Genomic DNA, 14166 nt, shown 5'->3' on the forward strand with positions numbered 1-14166 from the left:
CCGCATGTCGGCAACGCAAGGCGCATCCCCCGTGTGGGAGATGTGTTCGGGCTGCTGCCTTGGTAGGTCGCAATGGATCAGGGCCGGCGCTGATGCTGTGCTCCCACGACCAACCGGAGAGATCATCATGCTCAAGCTCGCCTCGGCTCTGGCGCTGCTGCTTATCGGAACGGCGCCCGTGCTTGCCGACGACATGCCGATAAACGCGGACGCTATCAAATGGGGTCCTGCTCCTGCCGTCCTGCCCGCCGGCGCGGACATGGCTGTCATCGCCGGGGACCCGTCGAAGGAGGGCATCTACGTGCTGCGGTTGAAGTTGCCGGCCGGCTACAAAATTGCCGCGCACAATCATCCCACCTCGGAATATGTGACGGTGATATCCGGCAATTTTCATATCGGCATGGGCGACAAGCTCGACGAGGCCAAAGGCATCGAACTGACCGCTGGCGGCTTCGGCGTAGCCCCGCATGGAATGAACCATTACGCCTGGGCGACAAGCGATACCATTGTCCAGGTTCATGGCGAGGGACCGTTCGCGATCACCTACGTCAACCCGGCGGACGATCCGAGCAAGAAATGACATTCGCCATTGGGCGAATGTAACAAGCCCGCCAGGGCAAACCATGGCGGGCTTGTTGAACGACGCGTTGAACGACGCTTTGGCGTCGTTGTTTATGAAACGGACCGATTTTCCACAGGGGCCGTCGGCGCCGGGGCATCGATCAGGGCCGTTTCCGGCAATTGCAATGCTGCGGCGATCCGGCGAAGTTTCGACGGATCGGTGTCCTTGCCGCTCTCTATGTCGGCAATCTCGCTGGTCGACAGACCGCAGGTCAGGGAAAGCTCTTCAATACTGTATCCCTTTGTCTCCCGGATGGCTTTGAGGCCGGGGTGCTCAAGCGCAACATCGGCCGCAACATCGGCCGCCAGCCTGGAGAAGGGTTCGTGTTTTGCAGTTTGGGGCATTGGCAACTCCATGGGGCTAAAGAGTTTTGGATCAAATAATAGGGTGTTGCCTGAGAGCCGGGACAATGCCCGCTTGACGGCGATTTGCCAAGACCCAAACCGACCGTCACAGCATCGTGAACCGGCGTCAAAACCCCAGGCGCCAGGCACATATAGGATCTCTGCCCCGATCTCCCAATCAAGTTCTTTTGAAGGACCGCACGCCGAAGTGTTCAGCGGTTTTGCGCCGCTCGCGCGTTAGCCTGATGTTGCTGGCAGCCGCATCGGGCCAGCTTTCCCCAAGAGGATCAGATCCATGACATTCAAGACATCAGCCATCGTGCTCGCCACGATCTCAGGCCTCGCCGGCGCGAGCGTGGTCGCGGCGCAAGCCGCCGAGGCCGTGCGCATTCGCGGCACGGTGACCGCCTTTGCCGGATCGACGCTGACGGTGAAGACCCGCGAAGGCGCTACCGACGCCATCGCGCTGGCTGAAGGGTGGAAGATTTCCGGCGTCGTCAAGGCGGATGCCGGGGATATCAAGCAAGGCGATTTCCTCGGCATTGCCTCTGTTTCGAAGGCCGATGGCGGCAGCGGCGCGCTCGAGGTGGTGATCTTCCCGGCCGCGCTCAAAGGCGCCGGCGAAGGCGACCGCCCGTGGGATCTCGAGCCCAACAGCCGGATGACCAACGGCACGGTCGCCGATGTCACCGAGATCGCAGGCCGCACGGTGACGCTGACCTATGACAATGGCCAGAAAAAGCAGATCGCCATTCCGCAGACGACGCCGGTGGTGACCTTCGCGCCGGCGACGCCCGCCGACCTCAAGCCTGGCGCTGTGGTGTTCGTCAACGCCGAGCGTGGCAGCGACGGCAAGCTGACCGCGGGCCGGGTCGTGGTCGGCACCAACGGCGTCGTTCCGCCGATGTAAGTTGCCGACGAAGCCGCCAGACACAATCCAGAAACAAAATTCTACAGTCCGGAAAAACTGTCGAAAAGTTCGGAGGCGATAGTCATGACTGCGGGGTTAACCGGCACCGATCTTGCTCCGTGACGGTCAAATTCAGCCCGCAGAAAAGGAAACGAAGTCATGAAGAAGTCCCTCCTGTCGGCTCTCGGGCTGGCTTTTGCCCTGGCTGTCTCTCTGCCCCTCATCGGCGCCAGCAGCGCCGACGCAGCACCGCTGCACAAGAAGCATCACCACCATCATCATCATCACAACAAGCATCACCGCCATCACCATCACCACCACCACCACAAGAAGGTGGAGGCCAAGAAGGCCTGACACGGCCGACTTGCCCAACGGGAAGGCCGGCCCTGGAGTCCTCGCCAAGGCCGCCTTCCCGTTGGTTTTTGCCAGGCGACACGTGGAAAAGCCGAAGGCAGGATTCGATGGCGCCGATGCGCCAGAACGCGAGCAACCACAGCGCACCCCAACGAACGTATCAGGCGCAAGGCCGACAACACAGCGGTTGCCAGTTGCAGGACACCACGGGTCTCTCAATGCTGTCGGAACCCGCTAGGACGGCGCCGCGAACGCGAGCACTATTGCGATCAAAATCAAAAGCGGTCCCATCCATTTCAAATGCTTCGCGACCTGCAGCCACCCTGGCTGCTGACCATTCTGGGCCTGAAAAGGACTTTGGAGCAGCCCAAAACCAACGCCTGTCATCCACAGCCCAGCGCAGAACATGATGAACTCGTCGATGTAATTTGCGACCACGCCCGTCTCCTCCGCCGGTACCTTTGGACTGGCGTTATAGTCGCAGCCGGGAGTGGCAGAAAGCGCGGTGCCAAGTGGCGGCAATGACTGCTGCCGCCACCTGACAAGAGCCGGGCGCGGACTCGGTCTTGGCCGGCCATTTGGGCACGCCACGGTGTGACCTTCGCATGGGATGCCGCGCTACTACGTCAGCGGCCTTCACGCGAAAATGCATGATCGATGCCGGCCCCGCCAAGCGCCGTCCGTTGGCGAAGGCTAAAAATCGACGTCGCGAAAAAACGCGAAGAAAATTCGAACCACGCATGAACCTTTGCTTTGGAGGCCGCACTAACCGGCATGGACGCCGAGAAGGCGATCCCAACACAGAAGGACGCCATGGTGGCGATCCTCGATCCAGAGAAGGAAATGCTCAGATGACCAACTTCAAGCGCATCACGCTCGCCGCAGCCCTCATCGTCTCGGCCTTCGGTTCGGCTTCCGTTCCGACCTCGGCTTTCGCCAACGGCACGCATCCCACGGGCGACGGCGGCGCGGTTTGCAAGGGCTCCGGTCATTGCCTGGTGCTCTCGATCGAGTGCAAAGGCACCTATACCGACGCCACGGACAAGAATGGCACTGTCTATGGCAAGTGCAGCCAGACCGCGCAGGTTTCGCCGCAGGCCAAGATCAAGCTCGCCAAGTAATCGGCCGCAGATCAGGGAAATGGCGGCCGTCCGCGGGACGGCCGCCATTTTCTTTTTGTTTTCGTGAATTGTTTTAGCGCCGGCTGAGCAACAGGCTGGCGAGAAGGCCGACCACGACCAACCCAACAGCAGCGGCTGTTGCCGGACGATCGCGCGCCGTCTTTTCGATCGCCCTGCCCTGCTTCCTGATCGCCGGCAGCGCATCGCTGACAAGGTCGGCAAGCTGCCCATAATAGTCCGAAGCGGCATCGCGCCCGTCCTCGTAGTAAGCACCGCCGCGTTTGGCCACGACTTTGCGCAACGCGGCGAGCTCTTTGGAAAGGGTCGCGACCTGCTTTTCGAGATCGAGATCGGAGAGGGTCGAAAGCGATACCATGATTGTTTTTCCTTCTTTTGAGAGAAGGCCAAACGCATGGCCGCAGAACCGGTTCCGGTCTGCTTGCCCGAGGGCAGCGGAAAGGTTAGCGCACCTGGTCGAGCAGGCGCTTGCACTCCAGGAGGTCAAACAGCGCCTCCTGCAGCAAGGCCCGGTTGTCGCGCGACAGTTTCGATGCGCCGGGCTGGACCGGACCTTCCTCCTCGGTCTTGCCCAGGCCGAAAAAGCGGCGGCTGGGTTTTACCTTGGGCTGACCGACCAGCATCTCGTCATCCATGCCGCGCGGCTGGGCGGCTGGCGTCAGCGGCACCTGATCGGCCTGCCTGCGCTGCGAGATCGCTTCGACGGCAGCCATGTCGCCATTGCCGATGGCGACCAGGAAATGGTTGCCGTTCTCGCGCAGCAGTTTCTGCACGCCCTTGATCGTGTAACCCTGGTCGTAGAGCATGTGGCGGATGCCCTTGATCAGTTCGACATCCTGTGGCCGGTAGTAGCGGCGGCCGCCGCCGCGCTTCATCGGCTTGATCTGGTTGAAACGGGTTTCCCAGAAGCGCAGCACGTGCTGCGGCAGATCGAGATCCTCCGCGACCTCGCTGATGGTGCGGAAAGCGTCGGGGCTCTTGTCCATGGGCGAAATCCTCACGCTGGACGGCGATCCGGCCCAGTCTGCCGAATCGGGTATCATTTCAGCGGTTTATGAAACAATATTCAAGCCCGGCGTCAAAACGGCCCGGCGTTTTCAACCGAAGCCTGCGGCAGAACCTATTTGCCGCCCTTGGCCTTGCTGTTCTGGTGCGAGCGCAGGATACGGCTTTTCAGCACGTTCGACGACTTGAAGGTCATCACCCGGCGCGGCAGGATCGGCACTTCCTCGCCGGTCTTGGGATTGCGGCCGATGCGTTCGTTCTTGGAACGGACGTGGAAGGTGGCGAAGGACGACAGCTTCACCGTCTCGCCGCGTACGATGGCTTCACAGATTTCGTCCAGCACCGCTTCGACGAGTTCTGCCGATTCAGTGCGTGACAAGCCGACCTTACGGTAAACAGCTTCGGCAAGGTCGGCGCGCGTAAGTGTCTTTCCCCCCATGCGACCGTCCCATCAGTTCAAAAAACATAAATCGATACAGGTAAAGGCAGAGCCTAAGTAATTGATCCGGCAAGGTCAAGGACCGAAACCGGACCGTTCGGCACTTACCAGCGAACGAGAACCGCGCCCCAGGTGAAGCCTCCGCCCATCGCTTCCAGGAGCACGAGATCACCCTTCTTGATGCGACCGTCGGCGAGGGCCACCGAAAGCGCCAGCGGCACGGAAGCAGCCGAGGTGTTACCGTGCAAATCGACGGTGACCACCACCTTTTGCTCAGCAATCCCGAGCTTCTTGGCCGAAGCGTCAATAATGCGTTTATTGGCCTGATGCGGCACGAACCAGTCGAGGTCGTCGGCGGTTATGCCGGCCTGCGAAAACGTCGCCTCGATGACATCGGTGATCATGCCGACGGCGTGCTTGAACACTTCGCGGCCTTCCATCCTGAGATGGCCGACCGTGCCGGTGGTCGAGGGACCGCCATCGACGAAAAGCTTGTCCTTGTGGGCGCCGTCGGAGCGCAGGCTCATCGCCAGCACGCCACGGTCGGCAATGCCGCCGGTGCCCTCATCCGCTTCCAGCACCAGCGCGCCGGCGCCGTCGCCGAACAACACGCAGGTCGAGCGGTCGCTCCAGTCGAGGATGCGCGAAAAGGTCTCCGCGCCGATCACCAGCACGCGCTTGGCGAGGCCGCCTCTGATGTAGAGGTCGGCGGTGGTCACCGCATAGACGAAGCCCGAGCACACCGCCTGCAGGTCGAAGGCAAAGCCGTGATGCATGCCGAGCCGGTTCTGGATCTCGACGGCGGTCGCCGGAAAGGTGTTGTTGGGCGTCGAGGTCGCCAGCACGATCAGGTCGATGTCGGCAGGCGAAAGACCAGCATTGTCGAGCGCTGCGCGCGCCGCCGCCTCGCCCAGGGATGCCGTCGTCTCGTCATCGGCGGCGATATGGCGCTGGCGGATGCCGGTTCGCTGGGCGATCCACTCGTCCGAGGTCTCGACCATGCCTTCGAAATCGGCATTCTTCATGATGCGGCGGGGCAGCGCAGCACCGGTGCCGCGCACGACTGATCTGATCAAAGCTCTTTCCTATTCCTTTTCGTCGACGGTGGCGTCGGATTTCCTGCTTGCCTGGGCATGCGGGTTGCGCGCATGGAACAGGTCGAGATCGGCCTCGATGCGGTCGATCAGATTGTTGCGCACCATGTCGTAGCCAAGCTCGATGGCCGCCGCGAAACCGTCCGAATCGGCGCCGCCATGGCTCTTTACCACGATGCCGTTCAGACCCAGGAAAACACCGCCATTGGAGCGGCCTGGATCGAGCTTTTCGCGCAGGCGGTCGAAAGCGCCCCTGGCGAAGACATAGCCGATCCTGGCCATCAGCGTGCGGTTCATCGCGGCGCGCAGATAGCCTGAGATCTGGCGCACAGTGCCTTCTGCCGTCTTGAGCGCGATGTTGCCGGCAAAGCCCTCGGTGACGACCACGTCGACCGTGCCCTTGCCGATGTCGTCACCCTCGACGAAGCCATGATAATTCATCGAGGCCATGTTGGCCTCGCGCAGCATGCGCCCGGCTTCCTTGACCTCTTCCTGTCCCTTGATCTCCTCGACGCCGACATTGAGCAGGCCGACTTTCGGCCGGTCGATGCCGAACACCGAGCGCGCCATGCCGGTGCCGAGAATGGCAAAGTCGATCAGCTGGTGCGCATCGGCGCCGATGGTGGCGCCGACATCCAGCACCACGCTCTCGCCGCGCATCGTGGGCCAGATCGCCGCGATCGCCGGACGGTCGATGGTCGCCATCGTGCGCAGGCAGAATTTCGACATCGCCATCAGCGCGCCGGTATTGCCGGCCGAAATGCAGGCCTGCGCGCTGCCACTCTTGACTGCTTCGACAGCCTTCCACATCGACGACTTCCAGCGGCCGTGGCGCAGCGCCTGGCTCGGCTTGTCGTCCATCCTGACCGCGACTTCACAATGGTGGAACTCGCTGACCTCGGCCAGTTTGGGGAATTTGGCGAGTTCGGGGCGCACCAATTCCTCGCGCCCATATATGACGAAGCGGATGTCGGGACGCCTGACGGCGACCGTCATGAGTGCCGGGATGACCACGTTTGGCCCGTGATCGCCACCCATGGCATCGATGGAAATCCTGATCACGCGGTCTTTATCTCACTAGCTTGGGCCAGGGCACATGGCCCGCGAAAGAAATACGAAACTCGCGAAATTCAGGGGCTCGCGAAGGTTCGGCGAAAATAGCGGTTTTGGGCTGCCGCACAACCGGCTTTTCTCCGATCGCTTCGTGTTTTAGGATTTTCCAAGCAAGGATCGCAGCTTTTGCTGGAATTCATTCTCGACGGGCTCGTTCGGGCCGGCGGCATCGAGCGAGGCGCCTGCCTTGCGCGGATAGGGATCGATCGCCAGCCCGAAGAACTGTTCGGCGAGCGCGCCGACGTCGATCGTGTCGCCGGAGAAAGTTTCCGGGCTGTCCGGCCCTTCGGCGTCGAGCAGGATCTCGCCGCCGCCTTCGAACCCTTGCCGTCCGAGCTTGGATTGCTCCGGCAGGAACAGCGCCTCGACCTCCTCGTCGATATGGGCCGCGACCGGCTCAAGGGTGACGATGCAGGCCTGGGTGATATCAGCCTCGACGCGGCCGCTGACCTTGACGCCATTGCGCTTCCACGGCGCCACCAAAAGCTCAGCACGGTAGTTTTCGACCGAAAGCAGCTCGTGCTCGCGCGCAAGCGTTGCGCGCTGCGCGGCGTCGGCGTCGATCACCACCTGCAAACCTTTGTGCGGCAGGCGGCCGACATTGGCCGCGAATGAGACCGGGCTAGGCGTGTCCAGATGTTTCATCTTGGTCTCCCTCCTCACTCCGCTTTCGCGACCGGAAACGCCACGGCACCGGAAACGATCAATTCGGACGGCTGTGCTTCAAGCTGCCTTGCGGCATCGATTACATAGGACGCCAGCGGCAAGGCTTGCGGCCAGGCGCCGGCATCGGGCCTGACATTGCGCGCCAGGGCGGCAGCAAGCGCGTCGGGGTCGCTGCGTCCCAGCGCGTCGTCATAGGCGGCGGTACGGCCGTAGAACATTTTGGCCAGCCTCTTCATGCGCTTGGGCACGCCGACATCGCCAACGCCCAGTTCCCGCAGCGAATGCTCGACATCGAGAAAGAACTCGTCGATCAGCACCTGCGCGACCTCATGCGCGACGCCCTCTTCGCCGCGCAGCCGGTGCTGAAACAGGAACATGTGCAGCGACAGCATCTCGAAACGGCCGAGCGGCGTATCCGGCACATTCCAGTGGGAATAAAACACGGTCTGCCGCGCCGCCGCCACGATTTGTGCGTAAAGCGCCTCGGTGATAGCGCGGTTGGCATTGCGTTCGCGGCCAAAAAGGCGCTGGAACATTGAGGGTGGTCTCCTGGGGACCGATTGTTTGAATGGGCCTTGTTGCATCGGCAAGCAAGCTGGTTTACCGGTTTTGCCGCCCAGCGCAAGTTGCGGCCAGCCAATGGAGTTGTTGTTGCGCGCGCTGAAATTCAAGTCGACTTTTCTGCCTGGGGCCACCGCCGCGGTTTCGCTGGTGCTGGTGGCCTCCGCGCTGTCGGGCTGCAATTCGTCCAAGATGTTCGGCGACCTTAACCCTAGCGAGACGCTGACGCAGGGCTATGTTATCGACCAGCAAGCGGTCGATTCGGTGCCGGTGGGCTCCAGCCGCGAACAGGTGCTTCTGGCGCTCGGCACGCCATCGACGAAAGCCACCTTCGACAATGAGGCGTTCTATTACATTTCGCAGACGCGCAAGCGCTATGTCGCTTTCGACAAGCCGCGCCTGGTCGACCAGAAAGTGCTCGCGGTCTATTTTGGCGAGGACGGGCGCGTCACCCAGATTGCCAATTACGGTCTGAAGGACGGCAAGATTTTCGACTTCATCTCGCGCACCACGCCGACCGGCGGCAAGGACCAGAACTTCCTCAGCCAGATCATCAAAGGCGCCAGCAAGCTGGCGCCCCCCATTCCTGGCGGCGGCGCCTAAGAAGCGACCGCCTTCCTCAGATTTTTGCTTCCCCCGAAGCGACACCATCTCAGGCGACCAAAAGCCCGCGGGAGCGATCCTGCGGGCTTTTGTTTTGAGGTCATGCGGCCGCAACACCCGTCGCGCTTTGCCGCGCGTGGCCTGTTCGGCCGCCGGGCTCCAGCGAGGCGCGGTGCACAGCCGCACTCTGCCGCGCTTCCGAAGGCGTCATGCCGAAATGCCGGCGGAAGGCGTGGTTGAAGGTCGAGAGATCGCCGAAGCCGGCGTCGAAGGCGATGGCGCCGATGGTGCGGTGTGCCAGGCGCAGGTCGGATAGCTTGCTGCAAACCAGCGCCAGCCGCCGGCCAAGCACGAACTGCGACAGCGAGGTACCCTCACCCTCGAACAGCTTTCTGATATAGCGCGCGCTGACGCGGTGGCGCCCGGCCAGCGCGTCCGACCCGACATCGCCGGAAGCCAGATTGCTTTCGATATCGGCTTTGATGGCGCGCAGCCGCGCGGCGCGTATGCCGCGGCCTGCGGCGACCTCGGTGGCGTCCTGCGTTGCCCCGACCACGACCGCGACAAGGTCCTGTATGTGCTTGGCGGCAAGCCAGCGCAATTCGGACGCGGCCAGGTTCGGCTCCTGCATCAGCAGACGGACATAGCTGGTCAGCAGCAAGAACTTTTCGCCCACGCATGACATCGGCGTCATCAGGGCGGCATCCGCATTCGCAGCCATGGGCCCGAGCGCTGCCTTGGGGATGGTGATGAAGAGATGATGCGACATCGCCCGCTCGATCACATGCGGATCAGAGGAGGACAGAAGGATTGCCTGGCCGGCCTCGATGCTGGCCTCGCGGCCGAGATGCGAGAAGGTGGCAGCGCCCTCCAGACACATGAAGAAAATGTAATCATCGGTCCCCTTGGCCATGGCGCGGGAACGAATGGTGCGGAAGGCGGTGGTCCTCGAATCGGCAATGCCGACGCCCGGCAGCCGCAGGATGGTCGCGTCGACGGAGAGCTTTTCCTCCGTGACGTTAAAATCCATGTCGGTCACCATCCGGCGCAACAGGTCGCAATAGACGTTTCGCCATTCCGCTCGCGGCCACATGGCGGTCGAAAAGCGCGCATGCGCAAACTCGGGGGGTCGAATAGTCATGGGGTACTCCCAAGCGATTGTCTTCATTTCACTGTCGTTCGTAGTCGAGGCTCGTTCCATGAACGGCCTCTCATTCCGACGGCGGCAATCGGGGGCAGTGGATGGCTACAATGATTTGCGCACTTGGACAAAAGACTATTTACGAAGCTATGGATGAGCTTAGTTCATTCATGCTAAGAAACCCAGGGGCAGGATAGGGTAACGGCAGATGACAAGACGGCTTCCACAACTGGAATCCATTCGGGCTTTCGAGGTCATTGCCCGGCTGGGCAGCTTCAAGCGCGCCGGCGATGAGCTGAATGTTACGCCAAGCGCGCTCAGCCACCGCATCGCCGATCTCGAAGCCGATCTCGGCGTGCTTCTGTTCACCCGCCATGTCCGCCGCGTCGAACTAACGCTTGAAGGCGAAAGATTGTCCGCGGGCGTGAGACGCGCACTGCTGGAAATCCAGAGCACGATCGCGAGTGTCGCGCGCAACGAGCGCACGAGGCTGAGGGTCACCGCCATTCCTTCGCATGCCGTGCGCTGGCTGGCCCCGCGCCTGCACAGGTTTCGCAAAAAGCATCCCGAAACAGAGATCGACATCAATGCGGATCTTGCAGTCGTCGACCTTTCGCAGCGAACAGTCGACATCGCATTGCGCTTCGGCGGCGGACACTATCCGGCCGTCGAGACCGAATGGCTGATGGCTGATGCGATCTTTCCTGTCGTCAGTCCCGACTATCTCGCCGCCAACGGCCCGGTCAGAGACCAGCACGATGTGCTGCGACTGTTTCGCATCCTCGACACGACGGCCGAAAATGACGAGAGCGGCGCCAATTGGCGCCACTGGTTCGAGAGAAACAATCTGCCGCTGGATACGGTTGGCGACGGCATGAATCTGAACGGCACCTTGCTGGCGGTCGAAGCGGCGGCCAGCGGACTGGGCGTCGCCATCGCGAGGAAGTCGCTGGTCGAGAGCGATTTGCGCACCGGCAGGCTCGTGCGCCTCCTGACAACGGACATACCGACGAACTGGAACCACTACGTCGTCGTCCACCCGTCCATCTCCGCCTGGGAGCCTGCCAGATCGTTCATCAACTGGCTGAAGGCGGAAGCCGGCGACAGCGCCGGCGCCGGTTGACCTCGGCGGCCGTTTGGGAACTCTCCTCGGGAGGTCAGCAGAAGGCGCCCCCCGGTGCTCACGGACTCATTGCACCGGCCGGTTGCTCATCCTTGCGGCCCGACTGGTTCGCGGCCTTGGCGGCAAGCGCTGCCGCCATCTGGCTCTCCAGCTCGCGCAGCTTGGCGTCGAGTGTCGCCATGCCGCCCCAGCCGAATCTCGCGCGGTACAGCGGTGCGATCTCGGGCGTCAGGAATTCGACGAGGGTTTCGTCCTCGACCCAGACCTTGAGCACCTTGAACAGGCGCGCATCGATCAGCTCGCTATGCCAGCCCATGCGGGCGGCAATGCCCTGGATGGTTTCGGTCGAATTGGGCGTGCTGAGCAGCACATGCGAGCCGGAGCGCAGGCGCATGTTCGGGTCGAAGCCGATGCCGAGCGGCGCTTGCTGGTCCAGAACCGTGCCGCACGGCAGGATTTCGATCAGCGAGCCGAAATCGTCGCCGAGGCAGACGAACCATGCTCCCTGCGGGAATGGCGGCGACGGCGCACGAACCGCGGTGGCGACAAGCATTTCGGCAAGGACGCTGGCGACGGCCTGCGGATCGCGGGCGTTGAATGAAGCGTGGTGCAGCATGGCAATACTCCTGTTTTCAACGGCGGCGGCCGGCAGAAGTGCCGACCCATGCCGCGGCGTTCCGCGAAAACTGAATCACCGGCTGAGCGTCAGGATGACCGCGGCAAACAAGCAGGCGTATTCGGCCAGTCCAAGCACAAGGCGCAGGTTGTGGTTGGCCGCCCAGTTGTCACGGGTCTGCGCCCAATCATCGGGGATGGTCACCGGCGTCCAGCTCTGCACCTGTTTGTTGAGCGGCACCTGACGGCTGACGGCGAAGCCAATGTCGATCACCACCAGCGCCGCGGCGACGATGGTCAGGATGCGCGGCAGGCCGGCATCGACCGCAAACATCGCCATCGCCGCGATCAGCACCAGCGTCGTCAGCCTGACGACCGGCATCACCCGGGTAAACGTCCGGTCGCCCATCTGATGCATGGCCATGTACTGGCCGGCGGTAAGATCATCGATGCGAAAATCGTGGATTACGCCCGAGACGTAGATGCCGGCAATAATTCCAGCCAGCGCAAGCGAAGCCGCCATCAAGAAAATGTCCATGTCTTTCCCTGTCCGATGTCGTTTCCCTGGCCAAAATCGCCGCAGAGGCGAGCCCGACACCGAGCCTATTGCTATGTCCTGGCAATGGCCGGGGTATTAAAGCAGGCGGACGGTCCGGGCTTGGGTAGGATGGAACGATGTTTTGGGCAATGCGGCCCTCCGATTGCGTCGGAAATATCAAGTGCCGTGAGGTCGAAAGCTATCAGCAAACATTGACGCGTACTTGCCAGCGACCGGTCAAATTCGTATCAGACCGTGCTGGCCAATGGCGCATCACGCTGAATTGGGAGGAGTATCCGTGCCGGAAAAAACCCGGACAAAACCGACAGGCTGGATGGCGACCGGAACGGCTGACGGCCAGGTGGTCACGCCTGACTGGATACCCATCGAGCCGGTGGCGATCGATGGCGTGAGGGTCAAGGAGATCAGGCCGGTCGCAACCTCCACCGGCTATCTGACCGAGATCTTTCGCGAGGAGTGGGAGCTCGATTCGGAGCCGGTCGGCCAGGTCTTCCAACGGACCTTGTATGCCGGCGCGGTGACTGGCTGGCATGCACACGCGGTGACCACCGACCGGCTGTTCTGCTGCGTCGGCAGCGTTCGCATTTCGCTGTTTGACGGACGCAAGGCCTCGCCGACCTTCGGCGCCGTCTGGCACAAGATTATCGGCCCGTTGCGCCCGGCGGTCGTCATCATTCCACCCGGAATATGGCACGGTGTTGTTTCGCTCGGAGCGGAGACGGCGGTGCTGCTCAACCTCGTCGACAAGGCCTATGCCTACGATCAGCCCGACCATTGGCGCCTGCCGCCAGACACCGACCACATTCCCTACAGACTGGTGTAGCGTGGAAGCATCGGCGCAGCGCGATCAGGCCGGCGGCGAACCGCTGGTCTCGATCGTGATCGCGACGCACAACCGGCCGGCAGCACTGCGGCAGGCATTGACCAGCGTCATGCGCCAGACGTTGCAAGGCTGGGAAGCCTTGGTCATCGGCGACGATTGCAGGCCGGATACGGCGGCCGTTGTCGCCGAATTTCACGATACCCGCATCGTCTACATCGATCTTCCCGTCAATTTCGGCGAACAGTCCGGTCCCAACAATATCGGCTTTGCCAGGGCCCGTGGCCGCTTCGTCGCCTTGCTCAACCACGACGATCTGTGGTTTCCCGACCATCTGGCGGCGACGACCGGCTGGATCGACGCCACGGGCGCCGACGTGGTGCTGGCGCGCGGCGCCGTCATTGGGCCGCCATCGGCGGCAGGCGATCTCGTCAATTCGATCTTCGGGTCGGGCAAGGACGGTTTTTACGACCCGGTCACGACGGAGGGATTTGGCTCGGCACACATGTTTCGCCGCGCTTCATTCAGCCTGCTCGGACCCTGGCGACCAGCCAGCCAGTGCTTTTGCGAAAGCTCGCAGGACTGGCTGTTTCGGGCATGGCGAAAGGGCGCGGTGATGGCGACGATGCCGCACCTCACGGTGATCAAGCTGCATTCCGGCATACGCAAGGGTTCCTATCTCGGCGACAATGCGCAGGAACAGAAGGATCTTCTGGACGCCATGCAGACGCCGGACGCCTTGCGCGTGAAAATCCTTGGCTGCGCGGGCGAACCCATTCGCGTGGCAGCATCGAGTTATCTCAGGCGCAGGCTGATGGCGGCTCTTGGCCTCCATCCCCGCGCCCGCGCCTTCCGCCGCAAGTATAAGCGAGGCGCCTTCCTTGCCAAGCTGCGGCGCCTGCGTGGCCTGGCGCCGATGCCTGAGCGCGAACCTGGCGTGAGCGAATTGCTCGATCGCTACAGCAAGCGCGGCGATGCCGGGACCGAGCCGGATGAGGGTTGACTGCCACCAGCGTAAATCTCAAACAAAAACCCGCGGGATCGCTCCCGCGGGTTTG

General features: G+C 62.3%; 21 protein-coding genes. 8 read left to right on the forward strand and 13 right to left on the reverse strand.

All coding sequences use genetic code 11. From position 1 onward, the window contains the following. Window positions 1–127: 127 nt before the first annotated feature. Window positions 128–580 carry a cupin domain-containing protein gene (locus NKL06_RS02310; protein ID WP_023693278.1) on the forward strand — a complete coding sequence of 151 codons (453 nt, stop codon included), beginning with the start codon at window positions 128–130 and terminating at the stop codon, window positions 578–580. 92 nt (window positions 581–672) lie between these two features. Here NKL06_RS02310 and NKL06_RS02315 read toward each other — a convergent pair whose 3' ends face one another. Then, entirely contained in the window at window positions 673–966 is a 294-nt protein-coding gene (locus NKL06_RS02315; protein WP_023693277.1) for a helix-turn-helix domain-containing protein, read from the reverse strand. A gap of 295 nt (window positions 967–1261) precedes the next feature. Between NKL06_RS02315 and NKL06_RS02320 the strand changes: the two genes are divergently transcribed. Both NKL06_RS02320 and NKL06_RS02325 read left to right on the forward strand, forming a co-directional pair. Further along, the gene (locus NKL06_RS02320; protein ID WP_023693276.1) at window positions 1262–1876 is read left to right on the forward strand and encodes a hypothetical protein; all 615 of its coding nucleotides are present in this window, start codon (window positions 1262–1264) and stop codon (window positions 1874–1876) included. A 159-nt stretch (window positions 1877–2035) separates the two neighbouring features. Further along, entirely contained in the window at window positions 2036–2230 is a 195-nt protein-coding gene (locus NKL06_RS02325; RefSeq protein ID WP_032906048.1) for a hypothetical protein, read from the forward strand. Window positions 2231–2464: 234 nt separating this feature from the next. Here the strand turns inward: NKL06_RS02325 and NKL06_RS02330 are convergent, their stop codons facing one another. Next, window positions 2465–2668, reverse strand: a complete 204-nt coding sequence (locus tag NKL06_RS02330) for a hypothetical protein (protein WP_023693274.1) — start codon at window positions 2666–2668, stop codon at window positions 2465–2467. Window positions 2669–2856: 188 nt separating this feature from the next. Then, window positions 2857–3045, reverse strand: coding sequence for a hypothetical protein (locus NKL06_RS02335; RefSeq protein WP_155921569.1), 189 nt, complete (start codon window positions 3043–3045; stop codon window positions 2857–2859). Between the two features lie 36 nt (window positions 3046–3081). Here NKL06_RS02335 and NKL06_RS02340 point away from each other — a divergent pair, with 36 nt between their 5' ends. Continuing rightward, on the forward strand, window positions 3082–3351 hold the full coding sequence (locus tag NKL06_RS02340) for a hypothetical protein (RefSeq protein ID WP_023669376.1): 270 nt from the start codon (window positions 3082–3084) through the stop codon (window positions 3349–3351). A 73-nt stretch (window positions 3352–3424) separates the two neighbouring features. On the opposite strand, the gene NKL06_RS02345 is transcribed toward NKL06_RS02340, so the two are convergent. The 7 genes from NKL06_RS02345 to NKL06_RS02375 all read right to left on the reverse strand — a co-directional run bounded on the left by NKL06_RS02345 (window position 3425) and on the right by NKL06_RS02375 (window position 8222). Beyond that, window positions 3425–3727 (reverse strand): hypothetical protein, encoded by a 303-nt coding sequence (locus NKL06_RS02345; RefSeq protein WP_023669375.1) that lies wholly within the window; start codon window positions 3725–3727, stop codon window positions 3425–3427. A gap of 85 nt (window positions 3728–3812) precedes the next feature. Further along, complete coding sequence (locus NKL06_RS02350) at window positions 3813–4355, reverse strand: MerR family transcriptional regulator (RefSeq protein WP_023669374.1); 543 nt, start codon at window positions 4353–4355, stop codon at window positions 3813–3815. Between the two features lie 134 nt (window positions 4356–4489). Further along, window positions 4490–4813: an integration host factor subunit alpha gene (locus tag NKL06_RS02355; RefSeq protein ID WP_006201891.1), complete on the reverse strand. Its 324-nt coding sequence runs from the start codon at window positions 4811–4813 to the stop codon at window positions 4490–4492. A gap of 104 nt (window positions 4814–4917) precedes the next feature. Beyond that, the gene (locus tag NKL06_RS02360; protein WP_023693272.1) at window positions 4918–5889 is read right to left on the reverse strand and encodes a beta-ketoacyl-ACP synthase III; all 972 of its coding nucleotides are present in this window, start codon (window positions 5887–5889) and stop codon (window positions 4918–4920) included. 9 nt (window positions 5890–5898) lie between these two features. Further along, entirely contained in the window at window positions 5899–6969 is a 1071-nt protein-coding gene (gene plsX, locus NKL06_RS02365; protein WP_023689496.1) for a phosphate acyltransferase PlsX, read from the reverse strand. Window positions 6970–7116: 147 nt separating this feature from the next. Beyond that, window positions 7117–7665 carry a YceD family protein gene (locus tag NKL06_RS02370; RefSeq protein WP_023693270.1) on the reverse strand — a complete coding sequence of 183 codons (549 nt, stop codon included), beginning with the start codon at window positions 7663–7665 and terminating at the stop codon, window positions 7117–7119. Window positions 7666–7679: 14 nt separating this feature from the next. Next, window positions 7680–8222, reverse strand: a complete 543-nt coding sequence (locus NKL06_RS02375; protein WP_023693269.1) for a ubiquinol-cytochrome C chaperone family protein — start codon at window positions 8220–8222, stop codon at window positions 7680–7682. Between the two features lie 115 nt (window positions 8223–8337). Between NKL06_RS02375 and NKL06_RS02380 the strand changes: the two genes are divergently transcribed. Continuing rightward, a complete protein-coding gene (locus tag NKL06_RS02380; RefSeq protein WP_023669368.1) occupies window positions 8338–8850 on the forward strand; it encodes an outer membrane protein assembly factor BamE in 513 nt (170 codons plus the stop codon). 100 nt (window positions 8851–8950) lie between these two features. Here the strand turns inward: NKL06_RS02380 and NKL06_RS02385 are convergent, their stop codons facing one another. Then, window positions 8951–9991, reverse strand: a complete 1041-nt coding sequence (locus NKL06_RS02385) for a helix-turn-helix domain-containing protein (RefSeq protein WP_352544591.1) — start codon at window positions 9989–9991, stop codon at window positions 8951–8953. Between the two features lie 208 nt (window positions 9992–10199). Here NKL06_RS02385 and NKL06_RS02390 point away from each other — a divergent pair, with 208 nt between their 5' ends. After that, entirely contained in the window at window positions 10200–11114 is a 915-nt protein-coding gene (locus NKL06_RS02390) for a LysR substrate-binding domain-containing protein (protein WP_023669366.1), read from the forward strand. 58 nt (window positions 11115–11172) lie between these two features. On the opposite strand, the gene NKL06_RS02395 is transcribed toward NKL06_RS02390, so the two are convergent. Both NKL06_RS02395 and NKL06_RS02400 read right to left on the reverse strand, forming a co-directional pair. Continuing rightward, on the reverse strand, window positions 11173–11730 hold the full coding sequence (locus tag NKL06_RS02395; protein ID WP_023693267.1) for a hypothetical protein: 558 nt from the start codon (window positions 11728–11730) through the stop codon (window positions 11173–11175). Window positions 11731–11805: 75 nt separating this feature from the next. Next, window positions 11806–12267 carry an anthrone oxygenase family protein gene (locus NKL06_RS02400; RefSeq protein ID WP_023689499.1) on the reverse strand — a complete coding sequence of 154 codons (462 nt, stop codon included), beginning with the start codon at window positions 12265–12267 and terminating at the stop codon, window positions 11806–11808. Window positions 12268–12565: 298 nt separating this feature from the next. Here NKL06_RS02400 and NKL06_RS02405 point away from each other — a divergent pair, with 298 nt between their 5' ends. Both NKL06_RS02405 and NKL06_RS02410 read left to right on the forward strand, forming a co-directional pair. Further along, entirely contained in the window at window positions 12566–13111 is a 546-nt protein-coding gene (locus tag NKL06_RS02405; protein ID WP_245259899.1) for a dTDP-4-dehydrorhamnose 3,5-epimerase family protein, read from the forward strand. 1 nt (window position 13112) lies between these two features. Further along, window positions 13113–14111 (forward strand): glycosyltransferase family 2 protein, encoded by a 999-nt coding sequence (locus NKL06_RS02410; protein WP_023693266.1) that lies wholly within the window; start codon window positions 13113–13115, stop codon window positions 14109–14111. Window positions 14112–14166: the final 55 nt, after the last annotated feature.

It is taken from the genome of Mesorhizobium sp. C268A, assembly GCF_040324475.1.
In the GTDB taxonomy this organism is placed as follows: Bacteria; Pseudomonadota; Alphaproteobacteria; order Rhizobiales; family Rhizobiaceae; genus Mesorhizobium.

What these genes read in the sequence shown, in the direction of transcription:
- NKL06_RS02310 (WP_023693278.1), top strand. Translation starts at nt 128, where the DNA reads ATGCTCAAGCTCGCCTCGGCTCTGGCGCTGCTGCTTATCGGAACGGCG.
- NKL06_RS02315 (WP_023693277.1), bottom strand. Translation starts at nt 966, where the DNA reads ATGCCCCAAACTGCAAAACACGAACCCTTCTCCAGGCTGGCGGCCGAT.
- NKL06_RS02320 (WP_023693276.1), top strand. Translation starts at nt 1,262, where the DNA reads ATGACATTCAAGACATCAGCCATCGTGCTCGCCACGATCTCAGGCCTC.
- NKL06_RS02325 (WP_032906048.1), top strand. Translation starts at nt 2,036, where the DNA reads ATGAAGAAGTCCCTCCTGTCGGCTCTCGGGCTGGCTTTTGCCCTGGCT.
- NKL06_RS02335 (WP_155921569.1), bottom strand. Translation starts at nt 3,045, where the DNA reads ATGGCGTCCTTCTGTGTTGGGATCGCCTTCTCGGCGTCCATGCCGGTT.
- NKL06_RS02340 (WP_023669376.1), top strand. Translation starts at nt 3,082, where the DNA reads ATGACCAACTTCAAGCGCATCACGCTCGCCGCAGCCCTCATCGTCTCG.
- NKL06_RS02345 (WP_023669375.1), bottom strand. Translation starts at nt 3,727, where the DNA reads ATGGTATCGCTTTCGACCCTCTCCGATCTCGATCTCGAAAAGCAGGTC.
- NKL06_RS02350 (WP_023669374.1), bottom strand. Translation starts at nt 4,355, where the DNA reads ATGGACAAGAGCCCCGACGCTTTCCGCACCATCAGCGAGGTCGCGGAG.
- NKL06_RS02355 (WP_006201891.1), bottom strand. Translation starts at nt 4,813, where the DNA reads ATGGGGGGAAAGACACTTACGCGCGCCGACCTTGCCGAAGCTGTTTAC.
- NKL06_RS02370 (WP_023693270.1), bottom strand. Translation starts at nt 7,665, where the DNA reads ATGAAACATCTGGACACGCCTAGCCCGGTCTCATTCGCGGCCAATGTC.
- NKL06_RS02375 (WP_023693269.1), bottom strand. Translation starts at nt 8,222, where the DNA reads ATGTTCCAGCGCCTTTTTGGCCGCGAACGCAATGCCAACCGCGCTATC.
- NKL06_RS02385 (WP_352544591.1), bottom strand. Translation starts at nt 9,991, where the DNA reads ATGACTATTCGACCCCCCGAGTTTGCGCATGCGCGCTTTTCGACCGCC.
- NKL06_RS02390 (WP_023669366.1), top strand. Translation starts at nt 10,200, where the DNA reads ATGACAAGACGGCTTCCACAACTGGAATCCATTCGGGCTTTCGAGGTC.
- NKL06_RS02395 (WP_023693267.1), bottom strand. Translation starts at nt 11,730, where the DNA reads ATGCTGCACCACGCTTCATTCAACGCCCGCGATCCGCAGGCCGTCGCC.
- NKL06_RS02400 (WP_023689499.1), bottom strand. Translation starts at nt 12,267, where the DNA reads ATGGACATTTTCTTGATGGCGGCTTCGCTTGCGCTGGCTGGAATTATT.